The sequence below is a fragment of the Rhizobium sp. M10 genome (assembly GCF_002531955.1).
Classification (GTDB): Bacteria; Pseudomonadota; Alphaproteobacteria; order Rhizobiales; family Rhizobiaceae; genus Rhizobium; species Rhizobium etli_C.
This window is the reverse complement of sequence record NZ_NWTA01000003.1, coordinates 252,499-271,203: the sequence shown is the minus strand read 5'-3', so window position 1 is coordinate 271,203 and position 18,705 is coordinate 252,499. Positions and strand designations below refer to the sequence as shown.

The 18,705-nt window shown below is 60.2% G+C and carries 21 protein-coding genes; 12 read left to right on the top strand and 9 right to left on the bottom strand.

Going from position 1 to position 18,705, the window contains the following annotated elements; translation table 11 throughout:
* Positions 1 to 134: 134 nt before the first annotated feature.
* Together CO671_RS06590 and CO671_RS06585 are read left to right on the top strand one after the other, a co-directional pair.
* Positions 135 to 1,061, top strand: coding sequence for an ABC transporter ATP-binding protein (locus tag CO671_RS06590; RefSeq protein WP_097605267.1), 927 nt, complete (start codon positions 135 to 137; stop codon positions 1,059 to 1,061).
* Positions 1,058 to 1,819 (top strand): ABC transporter permease, encoded by a 762-nt coding sequence (locus CO671_RS06585; RefSeq protein ID WP_004678436.1) that lies wholly within the window; start codon positions 1,058 to 1,060, stop codon positions 1,817 to 1,819. The genes CO671_RS06590 and CO671_RS06585 overlap by 4 nt, the downstream gene beginning before the upstream one ends.
* Positions 1,820 to 1,936: 117 nt before the next feature.
* On the opposite strand, the gene CO671_RS06580 is transcribed toward CO671_RS06585, so the two are convergent.
* A complete protein-coding gene (locus CO671_RS06580) occupies positions 1,937 to 2,374 on the bottom strand; it encodes an EamA family transporter (RefSeq protein ID WP_097605266.1) in 438 nt (145 codons plus the stop codon).
* Between the two features lie 437 nt (positions 2,375 to 2,811).
* Here CO671_RS06580 and CO671_RS06575 point away from each other — a divergent pair, with 437 nt between their 5' ends.
* Positions 2,812 to 4,080, top strand: a complete 1,269-nt coding sequence (locus CO671_RS06575) for an MFS transporter (protein ID WP_097605265.1) — start codon at positions 2,812 to 2,814, stop codon at positions 4,078 to 4,080.
* A gap of 9 nt (positions 4,081 to 4,089) precedes the next feature.
* Here the strand turns inward: CO671_RS06575 and CO671_RS06570 are convergent, their stop codons facing one another.
* The 3 genes from CO671_RS06570 to CO671_RS06560 are packed head-to-tail and all read right to left on the bottom strand — an operon-like array spanning position 4,090 to position 5,804.
* A complete protein-coding gene (locus tag CO671_RS06570) occupies positions 4,090 to 4,791 on the bottom strand; it encodes a TIGR02281 family clan AA aspartic protease (protein WP_010029052.1) in 702 nt (233 codons plus the stop codon).
* A complete protein-coding gene (locus tag CO671_RS06565; RefSeq protein ID WP_097605264.1) occupies positions 4,791 to 5,003 on the bottom strand; it encodes a DUF1289 domain-containing protein in 213 nt (70 codons plus the stop codon). Before CO671_RS06565 ends, CO671_RS06570 begins: the two co-directional genes overlap by 1 nt.
* Positions 5,004 to 5,021: 18 nt before the next feature.
* Positions 5,022 to 5,804, bottom strand: a complete 783-nt coding sequence (locus CO671_RS06560) for an adenosylcobinamide-GDP ribazoletransferase (RefSeq protein WP_097605263.1) — start codon at positions 5,802 to 5,804, stop codon at positions 5,022 to 5,024.
* A 152-nt stretch (positions 5,805 to 5,956) separates the two neighbouring features.
* Between CO671_RS06560 and cobT the strand changes: the two genes are divergently transcribed.
* Entirely contained in the window at positions 5,957 to 6,973 is a 1,017-nt protein-coding gene (gene cobT, locus CO671_RS06555) for a nicotinate-nucleotide--dimethylbenzimidazole phosphoribosyltransferase (protein ID WP_096761864.1), read from the top strand.
* A 141-nt stretch (positions 6,974 to 7,114) separates the two neighbouring features.
* Positions 7,115 to 7,498: a diacylglycerol kinase gene (locus CO671_RS06550; RefSeq protein ID WP_096761863.1), complete on the top strand. Its 384-nt coding sequence runs from the start codon at positions 7,115 to 7,117 to the stop codon at positions 7,496 to 7,498.
* Between the two features lies 1 nt (position 7,499).
* On the opposite strand, the gene CO671_RS06545 is transcribed toward CO671_RS06550, so the two are convergent.
* Positions 7,500 to 9,035, bottom strand: a complete 1,536-nt coding sequence (locus CO671_RS06545) for a HAMP domain-containing sensor histidine kinase (RefSeq protein ID WP_097579774.1) — start codon at positions 9,033 to 9,035, stop codon at positions 7,500 to 7,502.
* A gap of 106 nt (positions 9,036 to 9,141) precedes the next feature.
* Here CO671_RS06545 and CO671_RS06540 point away from each other — a divergent pair, with 106 nt between their 5' ends.
* The 4 genes from CO671_RS06540 (at position 9,142) to CO671_RS06525 (ending at position 12,628) form a co-directional block, all read left to right on the top strand.
* The gene (locus CO671_RS06540; RefSeq protein ID WP_097605262.1) at positions 9,142 to 9,699 is read left to right on the top strand and encodes a thermonuclease family protein; all 558 of its coding nucleotides are present in this window, start codon (positions 9,142 to 9,144) and stop codon (positions 9,697 to 9,699) included.
* 4 nt (positions 9,700 to 9,703) lie between these two features.
* Positions 9,704 to 10,336 (top strand): uracil-DNA glycosylase family protein, encoded by a 633-nt coding sequence (locus CO671_RS06535; RefSeq protein ID WP_010029093.1) that lies wholly within the window; start codon positions 9,704 to 9,706, stop codon positions 10,334 to 10,336.
* Between the two features lie 69 nt (positions 10,337 to 10,405).
* Positions 10,406 to 10,894 carry an Lrp/AsnC family transcriptional regulator gene (locus CO671_RS06530; protein ID WP_004678404.1) on the top strand — a complete coding sequence of 163 codons (489 nt, stop codon included), beginning with the start codon at positions 10,406 to 10,408 and terminating at the stop codon, positions 10,892 to 10,894.
* A 711-nt stretch (positions 10,895 to 11,605) separates the two neighbouring features.
* Positions 11,606 to 12,628 carry a porin gene (locus CO671_RS06525; RefSeq protein WP_097605261.1) on the top strand — a complete coding sequence of 341 codons (1,023 nt, stop codon included), beginning with the start codon at positions 11,606 to 11,608 and terminating at the stop codon, positions 12,626 to 12,628.
* A gap of 135 nt (positions 12,629 to 12,763) precedes the next feature.
* Here the strand turns inward: CO671_RS06525 and CO671_RS33290 are convergent, their stop codons facing one another.
* Complete coding sequence (locus tag CO671_RS33290; RefSeq protein WP_141514450.1) at positions 12,764 to 13,000, bottom strand: hypothetical protein; 237 nt, start codon at positions 12,998 to 13,000, stop codon at positions 12,764 to 12,766.
* 29 nt (positions 13,001 to 13,029) lie between these two features.
* Between CO671_RS33290 and CO671_RS06520 the strand changes: the two genes are divergently transcribed.
* Positions 13,030 to 13,926: a LysR substrate-binding domain-containing protein gene (locus tag CO671_RS06520; RefSeq protein WP_097579779.1), complete on the top strand. Its 897-nt coding sequence runs from the start codon at positions 13,030 to 13,032 to the stop codon at positions 13,924 to 13,926.
* A 338-nt stretch (positions 13,927 to 14,264) separates the two neighbouring features.
* Here CO671_RS06520 and CO671_RS06515 read toward each other — a convergent pair whose 3' ends face one another.
* On the bottom strand, positions 14,265 to 15,212 hold the full coding sequence (locus CO671_RS06515) for a LysR family transcriptional regulator (RefSeq protein ID WP_097605260.1): 948 nt from the start codon (positions 15,210 to 15,212) through the stop codon (positions 14,265 to 14,267).
* 101 nt (positions 15,213 to 15,313) lie between these two features.
* On the opposite strand from CO671_RS06515, the gene CO671_RS06510 reads away from it, so the two are divergent.
* Positions 15,314 to 16,171: an SDR family oxidoreductase gene (locus tag CO671_RS06510; RefSeq protein WP_010030109.1), complete on the top strand. Its 858-nt coding sequence runs from the start codon at positions 15,314 to 15,316 to the stop codon at positions 16,169 to 16,171.
* A 255-nt stretch (positions 16,172 to 16,426) separates the two neighbouring features.
* Here the strand turns inward: CO671_RS06510 and CO671_RS06505 are convergent, their stop codons facing one another.
* Complete coding sequence (locus tag CO671_RS06505) at positions 16,427 to 16,864, bottom strand: CBS domain-containing protein (protein WP_064682371.1); 438 nt, start codon at positions 16,862 to 16,864, stop codon at positions 16,427 to 16,429.
* Positions 16,865 to 17,175: 311 nt separating this feature from the next.
* On the opposite strand from CO671_RS06505, the gene CO671_RS06500 reads away from it, so the two are divergent.
* A complete protein-coding gene (locus CO671_RS06500; RefSeq protein WP_097605259.1) occupies positions 17,176 to 17,958 on the top strand; it encodes a universal stress protein in 783 nt (260 codons plus the stop codon).
* 362 nt (positions 17,959 to 18,320) lie between these two features.
* Here the strand turns inward: CO671_RS06500 and CO671_RS06495 are convergent, their stop codons facing one another.
* A complete protein-coding gene (locus CO671_RS06495) occupies positions 18,321 to 18,605 on the bottom strand; it encodes a hypothetical protein (RefSeq protein ID WP_239792070.1) in 285 nt (94 codons plus the stop codon).
* Positions 18,606 to 18,705: the final 100 nt, after the last annotated feature.

Sequence of the window (18,705 nt, the reverse complement as noted above, 5' to 3'; positions counted from 1 at the left end):
GAGTGACTCCGTTGTCGCCAGTAACGGTGTTGGCGCTGCGTGAATGCAGTGTTCACGTTCCCGAAGGATGTCAAACCGTCACAGACGAACTATATAGCGGGCCGAAATACTTCGAGAATCCTCAAGAGTTCCGCATGGCCCCCATTATTTCCGTTCAGAACCTGACCAAGACCTATGCCAATGGGTTCGAGGCCCTGAAGGGCATCAACCTCGACGTGGAGAAGGGCGAGATCCTGGCGCTGCTTGGACCGAACGGCGCCGGCAAGACGACGCTGATCTCGATCATCTGCGGCATTGCCAATCCGAGCGGCGGGCAGGTGCTGGTCGCCGGTCACGACGTCGTCAAGGATTTCCGCGCCACCCGTTCCATGATCGGGCTTGTGCCGCAGGAACTGACGACCGATCAGTTCGAGACAGTGTTCAATACGGTGAGCTTTTCCCGTGGGCTGCATGGCAAGAAGGCCAATCCTGCCCATATCGAGAAGGTGCTGCGGGCGCTCTCGCTCTGGGACAAGAAGGACAACATGCTGCGCCAGCTCTCCGGCGGCATGAAGCGGCGTGTGCTGATTGCCAAGGCGCTCTCCCATGAGCCGGAGATTCTTTTCCTCGACGAGCCGACCGCCGGCGTCGACGTGACGCTGCGCAAGGATATGTGGAATGTCGTCGAGCAGTTGCGGGCTTCCGGTGTCACCATCATCCTGACGACGCATTACATCGAAGAGGCCGAGGAGATCGCCGACCGGGTCGGCGTCATCAATGGCGGGCAATTGCTGCTCGTCGAGGACAAGGCGGCGCTGATGGCCAAGCTTGGCCGCAAGCAGCTCATCCTCGATCTCATCGAACCACTCGAGCGGCTGCCGGACTGTTTTGCCGGCAACGGATTGACGCTGGAAGCCGATGGCTGCCGGCTGACCTATGATTTCGATGCCGATAATGAGCAGGAGAGCATCGCGACCCTGCTCACCCGGCTGGCCGAGAACAATATCCATTTCAAGGATCTCTCGACGCGGCAGAGTTCGCTCGAAGACATCTTCGTGGCCCTGGTGGGAGCGGCAAAATGAACGTCGAAGCAATCAAATCGATCTATTTCTTCGAGATGGCGCGCACGCGCCGCACCCTGCTGCAGAGCGTCATCTCACCGGTGATTTCGACATCGCTCTATTTCATCGTCTTCGGCGCGGCGATCGGCTCGCGCATCCAGGAAGTGGAGGGTGTATCCTACGGCGCCTTCATCACACCCGGCCTGATCATGCTGACGCTGCTCGGCCAGTGTATCAGCAACGGCTCCTTCGGCATCTATTTCCCGAAATTCACCGGCACGATCTACGAGGTGCTGTCGGCGCCGGTGGCGATGACGGAAATCCTGCTCGGTTATGTCGGGGCGGCGGCGACCAAGGGGATGATCATCGGCTTCATTATCCTGCTGACCGCCAATCTCTTTGTCGACGTCAGGATCGAGCATCCCTTCATGATGATCCTGTTCTTCCTGCTGACGGCCGTCACCTTCAGCCTGTTCGGCTTCATGATCGGCATCTGGGCCGGCAATTTCGAGCAGCTGAATCTTATTCCGATGCTAGTGGTGCCGCCCCTAACCTTCCTCGGCGGCAGCTTCTACTCGATCAACATGCTGCCGCCCTTCTGGCAGGCAGTCAGCCACTTCAATCCGGTCCTCTATCTCGTCAGCGGCTTCCGCTGGAGCTTCTACGGGATCGCCGATGTCAATCCGGCGACCAGCCTGGCGATGATCACGGTGTTCCTGGCGATCTGCCTCGGCACGCTCGGCTGGATCTTCAAGACCGGCTATCGGCTGCGCAACTGACCCTGACCGCGCGTCATCGGATACGCCCATGACGCTATCGATCTGGTAGTAAGGCAGCGACCGATAATCGGCGAAGTCCTTGTCTCCTATTGATTGTCTTATCTTGCGCATTTCCCCTCAGGCGCTGCTGACGAGGAGAGCGCCTGAGAGAATGAGGAGGGTGCCGGCGACGAGCCTGACCACATCGAAGTCGGAGGCTTCGCCGAGGAGGAGGGCAGCGATTGCCAGCGTCACCAGCACGTTGCAGCTCCAGATCGGCGCGAGTTTCGAGACGGGAACGCCGTAAGCGAAGAGCGCGAAGCTGATGAGGCCGGTGCCGAAAGCGAAGCAGGCGCCGGCGGTGGCGGCAAAACCAAGACCTGCGGCGGTCCAGGGGGCAGGGCGCCAGATCAGCGCGGCGATCAGGCCGGCGAGAGCACAGGCGGCGCCGAAGGCGATCAGATAGACGGCGGAGCCGGTGGCGGAGGTGGCGCTCTGCTTCTGGAAGATGGCGGTGATGCCCCAGAAAATGGCGGGCAGAATGCCGCCGATGACGATCGGCCAGAGTGAATTCATCGCGAAACTCCTGTCGCACCCATAGGTCAAGCCTTCGCCTCAGGCGAAGGCCGATCGAACATGCGGGTGCCACCAGACTAGGAGTTTCTTTTTGCTCTTTGTGGTCTTGTTGTTTTGCGAGCGAAGGTGACAGATCCGGCCGCTTCCGTAAAGCGCGCATCGCGCCATTGGCCGCACGGGTTAGCCGGCGTGCATTTCCAACGGGCGGTGAAACCTCACGTTGACGAGGTAGAAATATTCGTCTAGCCATAGCGGTCATGAAGATCGCAATGGTTCTTGTCGTGGTGATAAAGCGCATGGGCAGGATGGTGTAACCATCCGGCGATCCGCCCCATGCGCGGTAAATCAAGCTCCTGACGGGGCTTTTTTTGTGCCCTGAATTTGCGCTGCGCCTCGTCAGACTCTCCACAAATCTCGCTGACAAGACGGGCAGGACCATGACACGCGATAATTTCGTTCAGACTTCCGGCAGCCGCCTGACCGAGAAGACGCTCACGACATCGACAGCCGCACCCCGACGCACGACCCTCCTGCTGCTGACGGCGCTTTCGGTATTGCCGGTCAACATATATCTGCCGGCGCTGCCCAACATCGCAGCCACGTTTCAGGCAGATTTCGCCTTCGTCAATCTTTCGATTGCGGGCTATGCCATCATCAACGCCCTGACGGAAATTGTCGCCGGCGCGATGTCGGATCGCTACGGGCGCCGGCCGGTCGCGCTGATCGCCGTTTCGATTTTCATCATTGCTTCGATCGGCTGCGCGCTCGCACCCAATATCGGCGTTTTCCTGTTGTTTCGCGTGATGCAGGCGTCGATCGCCGCCTGTTTCTGCGTCGCTCTTGTCGTCATCAAGGAGACGGCGGGCGAGGGCCAGGCTGCCAACAGGATCGGCTACGCCGCCATGGGTTGGGCAATCGCCCCGATGCTCGGTCCGAGTTTCGGCGGCGTTCTGGACGAGGCGTTTGGATGGCGGGCGATCTTCGTTGCTCTCGCGCTGCTTGGCGCAGCCATCCTTGCCATTTCCATGCGCGAGCTGAAGGAAACCGCCGGACATGCGTCGAGACCGAGAGGCAATTACCTTGCCTCCTATCGGCAACTCCTGGGTTCGCCGCGGTTCTGGGCGTATACGCTGTGCATGGCCTGCTCCACCGGCACTCTTTATATCTTTCTCGGAGGGGCATCTTTGGCCGTCGGTTCACTGCTCGGCGGATCGAGCGCGAAGCTGGGCTTCTTCATGGGGATGGTTCCCGCAGGGTTCATTCTGGGCAGCTATCTCGCTGCCCGATTGGCGGGAAAATCGCTCGGCATCACGCTCGTTATTGCGCGCGTAACGACCTGCATGGGTCTGTTGCTGGGGCTGACCCTGTCGATGTCGGGCGTCACACATATCCTGGCGTTTTTCGGACCCTGCATGTTCATCGGCATCGGCAATGGCTTGACCTTTCCCGCCGCCAATCTGGGGGTGATGTCGGTTCGCGCCAATCTCGCCGGCACCGCTGCCGGCCTTGCCGCTGCCATGTCGATCGCCGGCGGAGCGCTGATCGCTTCGATCGCCGGACTGTTTCTCCGGGAGGCCGGCGCGATTCCGACGTTGTTCGCGATGTTGTTGACATCGGCGTCGCTTGCTTTGTCGGCAGCGCTTTTCGCAGCTTTGGTCGACGTTCCTGATCGAGAGGCCGCAGAACGCGGATCGGGGATAAATTAATCCGCCGGTTCAATCCCGCAGGCGCAATTCGTCGGTCTGCATCTGCATGGAGCCCAGCGTTTCCAGGAAGCTCATGCCGAGCAGGCTCTGGTCGAGTCGGCCGTCCTCGGCGACGCTGGCGGCGACGTTGTTGCGGACGATCGGACCGATCGCCACCTGGTCGAGCGTGATCGGGGCTGCGCGGCTGCGGCCGTTGGCGGTCATGACCGTCATCGAGTAGGTGAGGCCGGTGAGGTCGATGCCGATGCGTTCGGCATCCTCGTGCGAGAGCGCCACCATGCTGGAACCGGTGTCGACAAGCATCTCGACCGTTCGGCCATTGACATTGACGTCGGCTTCAAAATGGCCGTTCAACAGCTTGTGCAGGATGATTTCCTCGCCACCCTCGCTCGTCGTGACGACGACGGCACGGCCGGGAACCAGGCCGGCGAGCAGGCGGTTGCCGACTCCGAGTGCTTCCTGGCGGTAGAGATAGACGGTGATGAGCGCCAGGATGATCACCAGCCAGATCATCATCTGGCGCATGGTTTCACCGACGCTGCGCCGGCTTCCCCAGATGCCGGCCGACAGCATCAGCGCGATCGGCAGCAGGTAAACGAAGCGGCCGAAATCGTCGCTTTGCAGGCCGAGGATGCGGCTGCCGTCATTGTTGAGGATCAGCACGGCAAGGCCGATGCCGATCACGACGAGGAGGACAGTCAAACGGATCATCAGGGCTGCTCCGGCCGCGCGGCGAGGCTTGTTTTCATGCGGCTCCTCGTGGCAGCGGCTGCGAGCCTCGCCGGCAGCAGCGCCATGATCCCGCCGCGCTCGGCATCAGTATAGGTCATCCAGCCACCGATTTCCTCAAGAGTACGGCCGCATCCGGCGCAAAAACCGGTGGCTGAAACCATGGAACAGACGTGAATGCAGGGTGTTTGCATGGAGGATATATCGGAGTTTCAAAGAGCTGTGGCAAGGGCGCAAAAAGTGGCGATTTCGCAAATCTGCTGCGTTGCCCCCAGCGTGTCGCCGGTGTGGCCGGCAAGCCGGCGGCGGATGAAGACGGTGAAAGCAAATCCTGCGGCGCCGGTGGCGAGCAGGCTGGCGACGAGCGGCTGCAGGCCGAATGCCGGCCAGATCAGAAGCGTTGCGAGGAAACCGGCCGAGACGAGTGCAAAATGCATCGCCGCCTCATCCGGCTGACCGTTGGAGGCGGCCACGCCATCGGCCTTTGCCGGCGGCAGCCGCTGCCAATGCCAGACGATCGCGCCGCGGCTCAGCGCCGCGACGGCGGGAATGGCAAAGACTGCTGCGAGCAGCGAGGAATGGCGGACAATGGCGGCAAGCGCTGCTGCGCGGATCGCGAAGGAGAGAATGAGTACGATGGCGCCATAGGTGCCGATCCGGCTGTCCTTCATGATGCTGAGGCTCTGTTCGCGGCTCTTGCCGCCGCCGATGCCGTCGGCGGTATCGGCCAAACCATCTTCGTGCAGCGCGCCGGTGACAAGAGCCTGGACGGCAAGTGCGATCAGTGCGGCCACCAGTGGATCGGCGCGCAGGCCCAGAAGAAGGAGGAGGGCGAGGGCTGGGACAAAGCCGATGAGAAGGCCGGCGAAGGGAAAGGCGCGCACCAGGCGGCCGAGCCTGCCGTCATAGCCGTTGAACAGCGCTGACGGCATGGGAAGGCGGCTGAGGAAGGCGACGGCGCGGGCGGTATCGACCGCATAATCCTTGATCTTCATTCTGTTTCGTTCTGCCGGAGGCCCGGCTTATGGTCGCGGCGGCGCTTTTGGTGTTGTTCGCTTCGTTCGCCGGCTTTAAGAGAGAGCCACCGCAAAGAAGCTGATTTGCGTGGAAAAAACAAGAATAGCCGATTCATAGGAACACCGCACAGATGAGCGTTTCAGGCCTGCCGTTCGACGATTTCCGTACCCTGCTCCGCGACCTGCCGGGGCCGGATGCCCGCGCGCTGGTGGCCGCACGCGAACGCGACGCGCAGCTGACCAAGCCGCCGGGTGCGCTCGGACGGCTCGAAGAAATCGCCTTCTGGCTCGCCGCCTGGACCGGCCGCCCACCCGCCGTCAACCGGCCGCTGGTGGCAATCTTCGCCGGCAATCACGGCGTCACCAGGCACGGCATCACGCCTTTTCCGCCGGCCGTGACGCAGCAGATGGTCGAGAATTTCGCAGCCGGCGGCGCGGCGATCAACCAGATTTGCGTGGCTTATGATCTCGGCCTGAAAGTCTTCGACCTGGCACTCGATTATCCCACAGGCGACATTACGGAGGAGGCGGCGCTTTCCGAGCGTGACTGTGCCGCGACCATGGCTTTCGGCATGGAAGCGATCGCCGGCGGCACCGATCTACTCTGCATCGGCGAGATGGGCATCGGCAATACGACGATCGCGGCTGCGATCAACTATGCCCTCTATGGCGGTTCGGCGCGGGACTGGGTGGGACCCGGTACCGGCTCTGAAGGCGAGATGCTGGAGCGCAAGATTGCGGCGGTCGAAAAGGCAGTGGCGCTGCATAGCGACCATCTCGACGATCCGCTCGAGATCATGCGGCGCCTCGGCGGGCGCGAGATTGCGGCGATGGCCGGCGCCATTCTTGCCGCCCGCGTGGAGCGCATTCCGGTGCTGATCGACGGTTATGTCGCGACTGCCGCGGCGGCGATCCTCAAAGCCGCAAACCCTACCGCGCTCGATCATTGCCTGATCGGCCACGTCTCGGCCGAACCCGGGCATCTGCGCTCGATCGAGATGCTTGGCAAGACGCCGCTTCTGGCGCTCGGCATGCGGCTCGGCGAAGGCACCGGTGCGGCGCTGGCCGCCGGCATCGTCAAGGCCGCCGCCGCCTGTCATTCCGGCATGGCAACCTTTGCCCAGGCCGGCGTGAGCGGCAAGCATTGAGGCCATGGCAGCACCGGTGATGCGGGCTCCGGTTCGCTTGCGCCGCCGAGGTGGATTGGGTATCTGCGTATTCGCCCGCCAAAGGGGAGACGGCAAAGTCCTTCCCCGGTCTGGGGCGCAACAGGAAGAGGAGAGGGCGTCTTGACCAAGCCTGCGGTGACGAAAGAGACCGGGTTTCGGCACTTCATCGCCGCTGCCAGCTATTCCTGGGCGGGCTTTCTGCGTGTGCTGAAAGAGGCAGCCTTCCGCCAGGAACTTGGTTTCTTCGTCGTTTCGATCGCAGCGCTGGCGCTGGTGGGCGCGACGGCCGGCGAGATCGTCGTGGCGGTTCTGCTGTTTCTCGGGCTCTTTTCGATGGAGGCGATGAATACCGCCGTCGAAGAGGTGATCGACCGGATTTCGCCGGAGATATCGATCGTCGGCAAACATGCCAAGGATCTCGGTTCCTTCGCGGTGACCTGTATGATCGCCGCCTGCTGCCTTTATCTCGGCTTCGTTCTCGGCAAACACCTGTTTTTTGGTTGAATCAGGCAAAGCTCTTGCGCTTGCGCGCGACGGCCTGAGCCTCTTCGACAGCCGGCAGGCTCTGGAGCACGCGCTTGGCCGGCAGGATGGCGATGACCTCCGTGCCCTCGCGCAGCTTCGATTTCAGCAGGAACTGTCCGTCATGCTTGGCAAGGATCGCCTGGACGATCGGCAGGCCGAGGCCGGTGCCCTGCTCGGCGCTCTTGATGGCGATCGAGCCCTGGCCGAAGGCCGACAGGACAACGGGAATCTCTTCTTCCGGAATGCCGGGGCCGTTATCCTTGATCGAGATGTACTGGCCGCCGCCGGCCGTCCAGCCGACCTTGACGTGGATTTCGCCGCCCTGCGGCGTGAATTTGACGGCATTGGAGAGAAGATTGAGCACCACCTGGCGCATCGACTTCTCGTCCGCCCAGATGGCCGGCAACTGCCGCTCGAACTGATCCGAAATGGCGATATTCTTGGCGCGGGCGCGCAGCTGCACCATGCCAATGCAATCTTCGGTGATATCGAGCAGCGAGATCGCCTCTTCGCTCAGTTCGTATTTGCCGGCCTCAATGCGCGACAGGTCGAGGATTTCGTTGATGAGATCGAGCAGATGCTGGCCGGAGCGATGAATATCGCCGGCATATTCCTTGTAGGTCGGATTGGCGAGCGGCCCCATGACTTCGGCCGACATCACCTCGGAAAAGCCGAGAATGGCGTTGAGCGGGGTCCTGAGTTCGTGCGACATGGAGGCAAGGAAGCGGGACTTGGCGAGGTTTGCCTCTTCGGCCCGGCGACGGGCCTCGTCAGACATCGATTTCGCCACTTCCAGCTCGGCGATCAGGTCGTCTTTCTCCGACTGATAGGAGAGGATCCTGAGGTTCGATTTGAATAGCCGGTCGCTGATATAGTTGAAGAAGACCAGGGTGGTCGTGAACAGCCCGGTCAGGCTGATTTCGAGGAGGTCGCGCGACAGGCCGCTCTTGGCGCCGAGCGCCAGGACCGCCGGTGCGAAGGCGACCAGCACGGCAGGCGTCAGCATGAAATTCGACATCGCCGTGACGGAGAGCGCAATCAGCAATGTTGCGCCCTTATAGAGAATGAAGCTCGACGGCTCGCAGGTGTCGCAGCTCTGCAGCGCGAAGACGGCCCAGCAGCAGCCGACCAGGAATTGGCCGGAGAGCAGCAGGCGGCGCCATTTGCGGGCGCTCTCGGCGGTAATTTCCTGGCGGCGCGCGCGCCGCGCGAGCAGGATGTTGCCGGTGTGGCAGGTGAGCGTCAGCAGCGCCCAGAAGAGCAATCGGGTATCTTGGGTGAAATAAACGCCGAGACCGGTAATGATGACGACAAAGAGCGGCATGATCGTCGCGCCCTGCAGCATCGACGCGATGTACATCTTGAGTACATCACGGTCGAAGGAGGAATTGGACGCATGGCCGGACTGAAGACGTTCGCGCGTCTGCCGCACGGCCTTGGAAACGGCCTTGTTGCGGTGGCTGCGCGACCTGTCGACGATAATCTTGTCGGTCGATGTGCTTACGCCGGTACTCATGTGCACGTTGAAACTTCATCCCAGGGTGGATAAGAGCTTAACCGGCAATTCTTAAGAAGATGTTTGCCATCTTTGCCAAGGATTTGTTTTTTAAGGAGGCGAAAGCGTGACACGGGGCCTGCGCCTGATTCGCGACGGCGTGACCGCTTTTGCCCTGCTGGCGCTCCTGGCGCTGATCGCCGCCAAGGTCAACGATACTGCAGCCATCAAGCACAAGGGCGCCTTTCATGCTGCCGATGGCGACAGTCTGTCTTTGGGGCGGGAACGCTTCCGCCTCGAAGGCATCGACGCCCCGGAGCTTAATCAGAGCTGCGAGCGGGCGGGAGCGGTCTGGGCTTGCGGGCGCGCCGCGCGCCAGGCGCTGCAGGAGATGGTGCTGGCATCGGGAACGCTTTGCCAGGGCAACCGGCGCGACCGCTACGACAGGCTGCTCGTCGTCTGCCGCAATGGGGCAGGCGGAGACGTCAATGCCGCCATGGTGCGGCGGGGCATGGCCATCTCCTATGGCGGTTACGGCAAGGAGGAGGCCGAAGCGAGGGGTGCGAAGGCGGGGATGTGGGCCGGAAGTTTCGAGCGGCCGCGCGATGTGCGCGACCATGCCCGCCAGAATTCCGGTTTCGACGCGGCGCTGCGCTTCATCGGGCGGATCGTCGGATGGGAGTAAAGCCATGACCGACGAGGCCGAGCTGGAAACTTTGCGGCGTGAAATCGCCGCCTGCCGCATCTGTCGCGACGCGCCGGCAAAGGGCGCCGCGCGCCGGTTGCCGCACGAGCCGCGGCCGGTGGCCGTGATTTCTTCGAACGCCCGCATCCTGATCGCCGGGCAGGCGCCCGGACTTCGTGTGCATGAGAGCGGCCTGCCATTCGACGATGCCTCGGGCGACCGGCTGCGATCGTGGCTCGGCGTTGACAGGGCAACATTCTACGACCGCGACCGGTTCGCCATCGTGCCGATGGGCTTCTGCTTTCCCGGCTACGACGACAAGGGGGCGGATCTGCCGCCGCGGCGCGAATGTGCGCCGTTCTGGCGGCAAAGAGTCATTTCGGCGATGCCGCAGATCGAACTGGTGCTGGTCATCGGCCAATATGCACAGGCCTGGCATATGGCCGGCGGAGGGCGAGGCGGTATGACCGAGACGGTGCGGGGGTGGCGCGACAGTCTCATGTCCGGACGGTCGCCGGCGGTGCTGCCGCTGCCGCATCCGAGCTGGCGCAACAGCGGCTGGCTGAAACGCAATTCCTGGTTCGAGAAAGAACTGCTGCCTGTCTTGCAGGAGCGGACGAAAATGCTGCTTTCCTGAAACAAAATTCTTTTCGTTGGGCGGAATCGAGTTATACAAAGAAAATAATTCGAAAGGACTGACGTGCGCATGGACCGCCTCGACCGAAAAATTCTGCGTCTGCTGCAAGAAGATTCGACGCTTGCCGTTGCCGATCTCGCTAAAAAAGTGGGTCTTTCGACGACGCCCTGCTGGCGGCGTATCCAGAAAATGGAGGAGGACGGCGTCATCAAGCGTCGTGTTGCCATCCTCGATCCCGAGAAAGTCAACACCAAGGTCACCGTTTTCGTGTCGATTCGCACGGCCACCCATTCGATCGAGTGGCTGCGCCGCTTTTCCGAGGTGGTCGCCGAATTCCCCGAAGTGGTCGAATTCTACCGGATGAGCGGTGATGTCGATTATCTCCTGCGAGTCGTCGTGCCCGATATCGCCGCCTACGATGCCTTTTATAAGCGGATGATCGCAAAGATCGAGATTCGCGACGTCTCCTCCGCCTTTGCGATGGAGCAGATCAAGTATTCGACGCAGCTGCCGCTGGACTATATGATTCTCGAGAACGCCAAATCCAACGAGGATTGACGCCGGGTGTGATTTGCGATCGCACCGAATGTGTCTGGCAGGTTGTATCGGGACGATAGGCTGCGGTCGTGTACTGCATGCCTGAGTCGGGCCGGCTCAGGCGATTCGACCGCATGCAGGAATGCGCCGGACGAAATGCGGCTTTCCCGAGAAGGCGGTCGCAATTGCAGAAAAAAGCCAGAAAAGCAGCGAAAAAAGGCTCCGATTTCGCCAAAATCTCATAAAAGTATATAGCCTGGTAACGATTGCACGGCTATGATGTGTGGCATCAGTGAGTGCTTGTGTCATCATTTTGTCTCATTGGTATCGAATTCAGGACACCATGTTCTACACCGCTGCCTTGTATATGTTCATTCGCCGGCGGTAGAGTTTATGCTTCACCAGCATGTCCGATAGGGGATCGGACGGTGGAGAATTTGACAATGGGGCTAGCGTTTGCGGCTTGCGATGGAGATTTCCGTCGCGGGGACGCTTGTCGTGTTTTCTGGCTAAATATCTGAAATTGTTGTATAAAAATCACGCTTTCGAGGAAAGTGCCTCGATCGGACCCCTCCCGTGTATATCGAGAATTGCTTGATAACGCCCGGTATGTGATGACGGTTTGGCGGTTCGATCGATCCGCACGCCGAGATGGCTGTTCAAACTGGGCCGGCTTCAAATCGACTACCCGATTGGAAGCCAGCCCCGATCGACAAAGGAATGGATTGGTAAATGAACATCAGAATGGTTTTGCTCGCATCAGCAGCAGCATTTGCTGCATCGACGCCGGTTCTTGCAGCTGACGCTATCGTTGCTGCCGAGCCGGAACCGGTTGAATATGTTCGCGTCTGCGACGCTTACGGCACCGGCTACTTCTACATCCCCGGCACCGAAACCTGCCTCAAGATCGAGGGTTACATCCGTTTCCAGGTTGACGTTGGTGACCAGCCGCTCAATCTCTCCGAGTCTAACGACTCTGACTGGGATGCTCGTACGCGCGGCCAGGTTCAGTTCACGGCCAAGAGCGACACCGAATATGGTCCGCTGACCGGCGTCATCGTCATGCAGTTCAATGCTGACAATGCCACGGAACAGGATGCCATCCTCGACTCCGCTTACATCGACATCGCGGGCTTCCGCGCTGGTCTCTTCTACAGCTGGTGGGACGACGGCCTCTCCGGCGAAACCGACGACATCGGTTCGATCGTAACCCTGCATAACTCGCTCCGTTATCAGTACGAAAGCGGCACCTTCTACGCCGGCATCAGCGTCGACGAACTGGAAGACGGCTTCTACAAGACGGGCGAAGAGCCGAACAACGTTGGCGTTGCCTTCGGCGTTGGCGGCACCGCTGGTGCGTTCAGCTACCAGATCACCGGCGGCTGGGACTTCGACAACGAAGACGGCGCTGTCCGTGCAATGGGTACGGTTGAAATCGGTCCCGGTACGCTCGGCCTCGCTGCCGTATACTCTTCCGGCCCGAACTCCTACTACTCCGCAGCTGAATGGGCTGTCGCTGCCGAATACGCAATCAAGGCAACCGACAAGCTCAAGATCACTCCTGGCGTCCAGTACTACGGTGACTACTACGTTGCCGGCGACGACTTCAGCGATGGTGACGCCTGGAAGGTTGGTCTGACGGTTGATTACCAGATCGTCGACAACTTCTACGCCAAGGCTTCGGTTCAGTACCTCGATCCGGAAGATGCTGACGACTCGACGGCTGGCTACTTCCGCCTGCAGCGTTCGTTCTAATCGACCTAGTGATGCTCCCGGTCTTCGGACCGGGGGCACGCAATCAGTTTCTGATCCGAGTGACCTCCGATCAGCTACGGGGACGGGTCCGGTCTTCCCTGCCGGACCGTCCTTGCAGCGTTTTTGCTCCCATCTTCATGGCAGTCTTTTTCGATCGCCATCCAGGTAGGCCGACCGGCATGTTGCGTGTCGCACGTCGGCATCCTGCCAGCCTTCATTGAGGCTTCCCATCTCTTCATCACAAGAGAAATCAAATCCACCGACGGGCATCGGTTTGCTTTGCCGCGACGGGTCGCGGAAAGAAAATCCAATGCCGACAATGTGATTACAGCTTTTTGGGAGAGAGGATACAACCCTTGCAGCGAGCAGCATTCATTCCTACTCTCGGATAGCTTGTTCTTATGGAAGATCTCAACGACTACTATTATTTCGCAGCCGTCGTCTCCAGCGGTGGATTTGCGTCGGCCAGTCGCGATCTGAAGATACCGCGTTCGAAACTCAGCAGGCGGGTGAGCCGGCTTGAGGACGGGCTCGGCGCACGGCTGATAGAGCGTTCGACCCGTCACTTTCGGGTGACAGAGATCGGCCAGGCTTTTTACGAAAGATGCCAGACCATTCTGCAGGAGGCCGATCGTGCCAAATCGATCGTCACCGAGGCCCAGTCCGACCCGCAGGGCGTGGTGCGGATGGCCTGCCCGCTCGGTCTTGTCGACATCTCCGTCGGCGGGATCCTGCCTGAATTCCTCGAACGTTACCCAAAGATCAAGCTGCAAATCATCGGTTCCGACCGGCGCGCCGACCTCATCAACGAACGGATCGACCTCGAGGTGAGGGCGACCAACGAGCCGGAGACGCAGACAAGCCTGACGATGCGCAAGCTCGACCGGGCGCGGCGCATCCTCGTCGCCAGTCCGTCGCTCGTGGAGCGCAGCGGTGGTTTGAATTGCGTGGACGAACTCGCCGATCAGCCGACGCTGGCGATGACCTCGTGGGTGACATTCCATACCTGGGAACTCATCGGCCCGAACGATGACAAACGGGTCATCCGGCATCAGCCGCGGCTGACCTGCCGCAGCATGACCGCCATTCTCGATGCAGCCCGGGCCGGGCTCGGCTTCGGACTGCTGCTCGAAAGCGCCTGCGAGGCGGATCTGCAGGCTGGCAGGTTGGTGCGGGTGCTGCCGGAATGGCAGTCGGAAGAAAGCCAGTTTTATATCGTCTTCACGACGGCCAGGGGCATGCCGCCGGCGGTAAGAGTGCTGATCGATTTTCTGGTCGAAAAATCCAGGCATCACTGACGGCCAGGCGAAAGCTTCGGCCCTACCGGGATGTTTTGCCGAAGATCTGGCCGTCGATTTAATCCTGGGGCTTCAGCCGATGGAGGTAGCGCCCTCAGACGACCAGGCCCTACCTAATATCCCCACAGCATTTGGTGGCAAATGGTCGCTATATTCGACTTGGTTTGCAATTCCGATTTGCAACGGAGTATTCCGCAGGTGTCGTGGAGGTTGCGAGCGCACGGCGGCGGCGCATTGGTACCGCTTTAAACCGCTTGCCGACCAAGCACACACCACATGAAGATCATGGGAGGTGGGAGCGTCGCTCTGGCCGGTTCACAAGACGCCGATGACGGGAATTAGGCACGCCAGTCGGGCGGCAAGTTGGCGTGATCCAGGTGAAGATCGGCTTGTAGTGCGAGGTGTGCAAGCAGCGCATCCAGGACCACGCGTACCCGCTTGCTAAGGAACTGTCGATGTGGGTAGTGCAGCACGATTTCTCGCTCTTCGCTGAAATGCTCTTCGTGCAGTATCAGCTTGAGGTGACCGGATCGCAGCATCGGAGCGACGCGCTGCAGGCCGGCCTGCACAATGCCCGCGTCGGCCAACGCAAGATCAACCATGGCATCGGGGTCGCTGCCCCAGATGCGCGCCGACGGTTCAAACTCCACAAAACCTCGGCCGGTTGGCCGCCGAAAGCGCCAAGTGCCCACGTTACCGGATGGAAAACGCACGCCCAGCAAACTGTGGGCAGCCAGATCTGCCGGCGTCCTGGGGATGCCATGCCTCTGCAGGTAACCGGGCGAGGCGACCAGCACCATTGGCAGCCGGCACACACGCCGTGCAATCAGGCTGGAATCACGGATCACACCGCCCCGCACGCCGATATCAAAGCCTTCGGCTACCAGATCGACCGCTCGATTGTCGAGGCTCACCTCCAATTCCAACCGAGGATGTGCAGCCGCCAATGAGGGGAGCAGCGGCAGCACGTAGCGTCGACCAATCGACGCGCCCACCGAAATGCGCACGCGACCGGCTGCCTCGCCGCCTGCGCGGGAGACATCGCTCACAGCATCGTCGAGCGCACGAAGGACCTCGCTTGCACGCTGCGCGAACTCCCGTCCCTCTGCCGTCAGCACGATCTTGCGCGTCGAGCGGTTGAACAACCGCACGCCCAACTGCTGCTCCAACTGCATAACGTTCTTACTGACAGCCGCGGGCGTGAGATCAAGACGCGCCGCCGCAGCGGTGAAGCTGCCACTCGCAGCCGATTCAACGAATGACACGAGACCATGAATCTGCCGCATGATTTTCAATACTCAGTTGAAAGCTTTTAAAGATTCGATACCTGTACTCCTTTTCGACGTCTGCCTAAAGTGCAGCCAACGAAATTAGTTCTGGAGCTTTCATGAACACCCCGCGCATCCTCGTCACCGGCGGAACCGGCACTGTTGGCCGCGAACTCGTCCAGGCCCTAACCCACTTTAAGCTCGACTTTTCCGTCATGAGCTCGACGGCAGTCCAATCCGCAAATGGCGTCTCCTACGTCCAAGGCGATTTTGCGGACATCGAGTCGCTGAAGCAGGCCTTTCAGGGCTATGATCGATTGTTTCTTTTGCTGCCGGTTGCTCCACAGCAGGAGCTCTTCGCAACCAATGCTATTGAAGCGGCGCGGGCCGCGGGGATAGGGCACATCGTGCGCTCATCTAGCTGGCGTGCTGATCCAAGCAGCGATGTCTCGATGGCTCGTATGCAGGGTCAGACAAACGCGTTGCTGTCCGAAAGCGGCATCACGTGGACGGTGCTCAGGCCAAACATGTTTATGCAGAATTTGGTGAATTTTCATGCTGGCGAGATTCGCGCGGGTGCAGTCCACGCGCCCCACGGCAATGGTGCCATGGGTCTCATTGATGTGCGTGACATTGCGGGGGCCGCTGCCGCCATCCTGGCCGCCCCAGAACCCCATGCAGGCAAGACTTACGATCTGACCGGCCCCGAGGCCCTTACCGATGCCCAGCAGCTTGAGATTGTTTCGCGCGCTCTGGGTCGTGAGGTACGCTATGTGGATATTCCAGAGGCCACCGCCGAAGACGCTATGCGCGGCATGGGCTTGCCTGCGATCGTGATCGACTGGCTGATGGGCCTGAATCGCGCCGCCAAACAAGGTTTCTTCTCCGACGTGACCGGTGACGTCTTGCAGCTTACCGGGCATCCTCCGCGTCACTTTGTTGATTTTGTCAATGACCACATCGCCACGTGGCGTTGAAGTAGAACCGAGTAGCTCGCGTGACGCTCGCTTACTGAGCGTTCGCAACAGGCGGGAAAAAGCTCGAGCGGCGGCCTGTCATCGTTCAAGTCGGACAACTGGCGCTCGGGCCATAACAAACGGAGGCACGTGAAGCGTCCTGATGTGCGCAATTGCAGAACTCTCGCGCCAAAGGCATTGGAGCGAGAGTCGAGAGTTGAATGAGCAGATGACCGCCGGCCCGTGGACAGCTTTTTTGTGGCGCGACGCGGACCGTCAGTGGGCCGTCTGTGAATGTGGACCGCCGCGTTGCGAAATGTCGCTCAGTGCTTTGCCTGTTTCCATGGTCTCGCCCTTCATGGCGAGATCGCCAAGCGAGATGATGCCGACCAGCCGCTTGCTTCGGTTCAGCACCGGCAAGCGCCGCACTTGAAGATCCCCCATGTTGTGAAGGACGTCTTCGATATCTTCGTCATCGAAGCAGTATTTGACATCGGTACTCATTACGTCGCGGACCTTTGCGTCGGGGCCTTTGCCCTCTGCCACGCCACGAATGGCGATGTCGCGATCGGTGATCATGCCGACCAGCCGGTCATTCTCGCCCACTGGCAGAACGCCGGCATCGAGACGTCCCATCATTGAGGCGACATCTCGCAATGTGTGCTCCGGATCGGTGATCTGCACGTCTGTGGTCATGCAATTGCTGACTTTCATGATAACCTCCCTGCTGCTGCCCGCGCCTCTCTCGCACGGGATAAGAAGAATCAACGCGCGCCGTTGGGAAACGTTCCTGCCACGACCCGGTCGTCTGATTGCGTGCCGGAGTGCCGTCGTCGAAATCGACCCGACGCGAACCGTTGAGTTTGAAATCTTTGCAGCCACGTCCGGAACAGACGGCGTCAATGGACATTAACTGCTCAGGCTGATGAGATTCGCCTTCGACCACGACTCTGCTGATGACTCCCACGACAGCGAACCGAGCAGGTGAACCACATGGCCCTGGGCGTTCGTGGATGGAGGAAGTTATGGCCTACAGAGATATCGTTGTCTATTTGGACGTCGGGGAAGATTGCGCAGCGCGTGTGCGCACGGCCATTGACGTCGCTGTCAAGCATCAAGCCAGATTGATCGGAGTCAACGTCAGCACGAAAGAAGCACTGGAGGGGGAGAGCCGCGATCTTGCGCGGGCGATTGAAGCTGAATTCGCCGCCGCAGGTCGGAAAGCTGGCCTCGATTTCCAATATCACGCGGCACGGCCGGAGGCTCATGACGCAGAGCAGCTTTTTTCCCATTGCGCCGATCTTCTGGTAACGACACAGCCACATCCAGACCGCCGCCATCTTTCCAATTCAGCAGTCCCCAAAGAAATTCTGGTGACAGCCGGGGTTCCCATGTTGGTCCTTCCAACGGGCTGGACAGGAGAAGACGCAATCGGCGAGCAGGTAGTCATTGCCTGGAATTTCAGCCGCGAGTCAACGAGGGCCGTTCACGACGCAATGCCGATCCTCAAGGCAGCACGCAAGGTTTTTCTGTTCGTCTTCGCGAGCAACTACAGCGACACAAACGCAGACCTTCAAGAGATAAAGCGTCATCTCGAACAGCACGGAGTTCGGGTCACCCTGGAAGGATGGCGGAACACGGGGGAGACGGATTTCATCAGTGCGTTGTTTGCCGGCCTCGACCGAGAGAGCGCAGATCTGATCGTCTGCGGCGCCTATGGCCACTCGCCGCTTTTCGAAGATATGTTCGGCGGTGCGACGCGTGATCTGCTGAACAACATTTCGATGCCGGTATTAATGTCGCACTAAACGCAGCCTTGCGACCGGCCATCTGCTCGATGAACTCTTTGAGCATGTTCCCGCGCGACGCAGTTTGGTGACACCGATTCCGAACCAAGCAGCGCTTCTGGACTCGGAACCTTCAGTGGGGCAGTCGGTTCTTGTCAGTGAAGCTAGAGGAACTGGCTATGCCTAGAAAAATTGCTGCGCCCGCCAAAAGGATCGACCCTAAAGAGCAGCCTGTCCACCGTTCCGACGACCAGGCGGTCCCCGCGGAGTCTGACGATCGCCAACATCCGCCACGAGATACAAGAGAGGCGCCGGCACCGAACCCAAACGACAAAGGGCTTCCCGAATAGGCCGCCGGAATAAGGCAGAGACTGAAGACTGTCTCAAGGCGCGCGATCGGTAAGAGCGTCGGCTCCCTCCTGCTCGGCGCAATGCGCACAACAATAAATGATGTCGCCCTGCTCGACGCCATGCCCGATGATCCGGACACCGCAATGCGGGCAGGCCGGAGCGAGTTTCTGAATAGCGCACTCGAAGCTATCGAAGGTGTAGGTTTCATTTCCCAGATTTACTTGGAAGGCCTTGTCATAATCGTTGCCGCACTGGTCGCATTTGGCCATAACCGAATCCTCCTGCTTATCAACCTCGCGCGCAGCGACAGGTTCCATTTTAGGCTCCGGCTCAAGCCTGATACCCGACCATGTGGTCGACCGATTGATTGCTGCCAGGCGTGATTTTTGAATCTTGGTTGATTCGTTGCTTTAGCGC

Coding starts and splice junctions, on each gene's coding strand:
- CO671_RS06590 (WP_097605267.1), top strand. CDS start 135: ATGGCCCCCATTATTTCCGTTCAGAACCTGACCAAGACCTATGCCAAT.
- CO671_RS06510 (WP_010030109.1), top strand. CDS start 15,314: ATGAACACCCCGCGCATCCTCGTCACCGGCGGAACCGGCACTGTTGGC.
- CO671_RS06565 (WP_097605264.1), bottom strand. CDS start 5,003: ATGCAAACACCCTGCATTCACGTCTGTTCCATGGTTTCAGCCACCGGT.
- CO671_RS06515 (WP_097605260.1), bottom strand. CDS start 15,212: ATGCGGCAGATTCATGGTCTCGTGTCATTCGTTGAATCGGCTGCGAGT.
- CO671_RS06520 (WP_097579779.1), top strand. CDS start 13,030: ATGGAAGATCTCAACGACTACTATTATTTCGCAGCCGTCGTCTCCAGC.
- CO671_RS06500 (WP_097605259.1), top strand. CDS start 17,176: ATGGCCTACAGAGATATCGTTGTCTATTTGGACGTCGGGGAAGATTGC.
- CO671_RS06525 (WP_097605261.1), top strand. CDS start 11,606: ATGAACATCAGAATGGTTTTGCTCGCATCAGCAGCAGCATTTGCTGCA.
- CO671_RS06580 (WP_097605266.1), bottom strand. CDS start 2,374: ATGAATTCACTCTGGCCGATCGTCATCGGCGGCATTCTGCCCGCCATT.
- CO671_RS06585 (WP_004678436.1), top strand. CDS start 1,058: ATGAACGTCGAAGCAATCAAATCGATCTATTTCTTCGAGATGGCGCGC.
- CO671_RS33290 (WP_141514450.1), bottom strand. CDS start 13,000: ATGCTGCTCGCTGCAAGGGTTGTATCCTCTCTCCCAAAAAGCTGTAAT.
- CO671_RS06570 (WP_010029052.1), bottom strand. CDS start 4,791: ATGATCCGTTTGACTGTCCTCCTCGTCGTGATCGGCATCGGCCTTGCC.
- CO671_RS06505 (WP_064682371.1), bottom strand. CDS start 16,864: ATGAAAGTCAGCAATTGCATGACCACAGACGTGCAGATCACCGATCCG.
- CO671_RS06575 (WP_097605265.1), top strand. CDS start 2,812: ATGACACGCGATAATTTCGTTCAGACTTCCGGCAGCCGCCTGACCGAG.
- CO671_RS06545 (WP_097579774.1), bottom strand. CDS start 9,035: ATGAGTACCGGCGTAAGCACATCGACCGACAAGATTATCGTCGACAGG.
- CO671_RS06560 (WP_097605263.1), bottom strand. CDS start 5,804: ATGAAGATCAAGGATTATGCGGTCGATACCGCCCGCGCCGTCGCCTTC.
- CO671_RS06530 (WP_004678404.1), top strand. CDS start 10,406: ATGGACCGCCTCGACCGAAAAATTCTGCGTCTGCTGCAAGAAGATTCG.
- CO671_RS06535 (WP_010029093.1), top strand. CDS start 9,704: ATGACCGACGAGGCCGAGCTGGAAACTTTGCGGCGTGAAATCGCCGCC.
- cobT (WP_096761864.1), top strand. CDS start 5,957: ATGAGCGTTTCAGGCCTGCCGTTCGACGATTTCCGTACCCTGCTCCGC.
- CO671_RS06495 (WP_239792070.1), bottom strand. CDS start 18,605: ATGGAACCTGTCGCTGCGCGCGAGGTTGATAAGCAGGAGGATTCGGTT.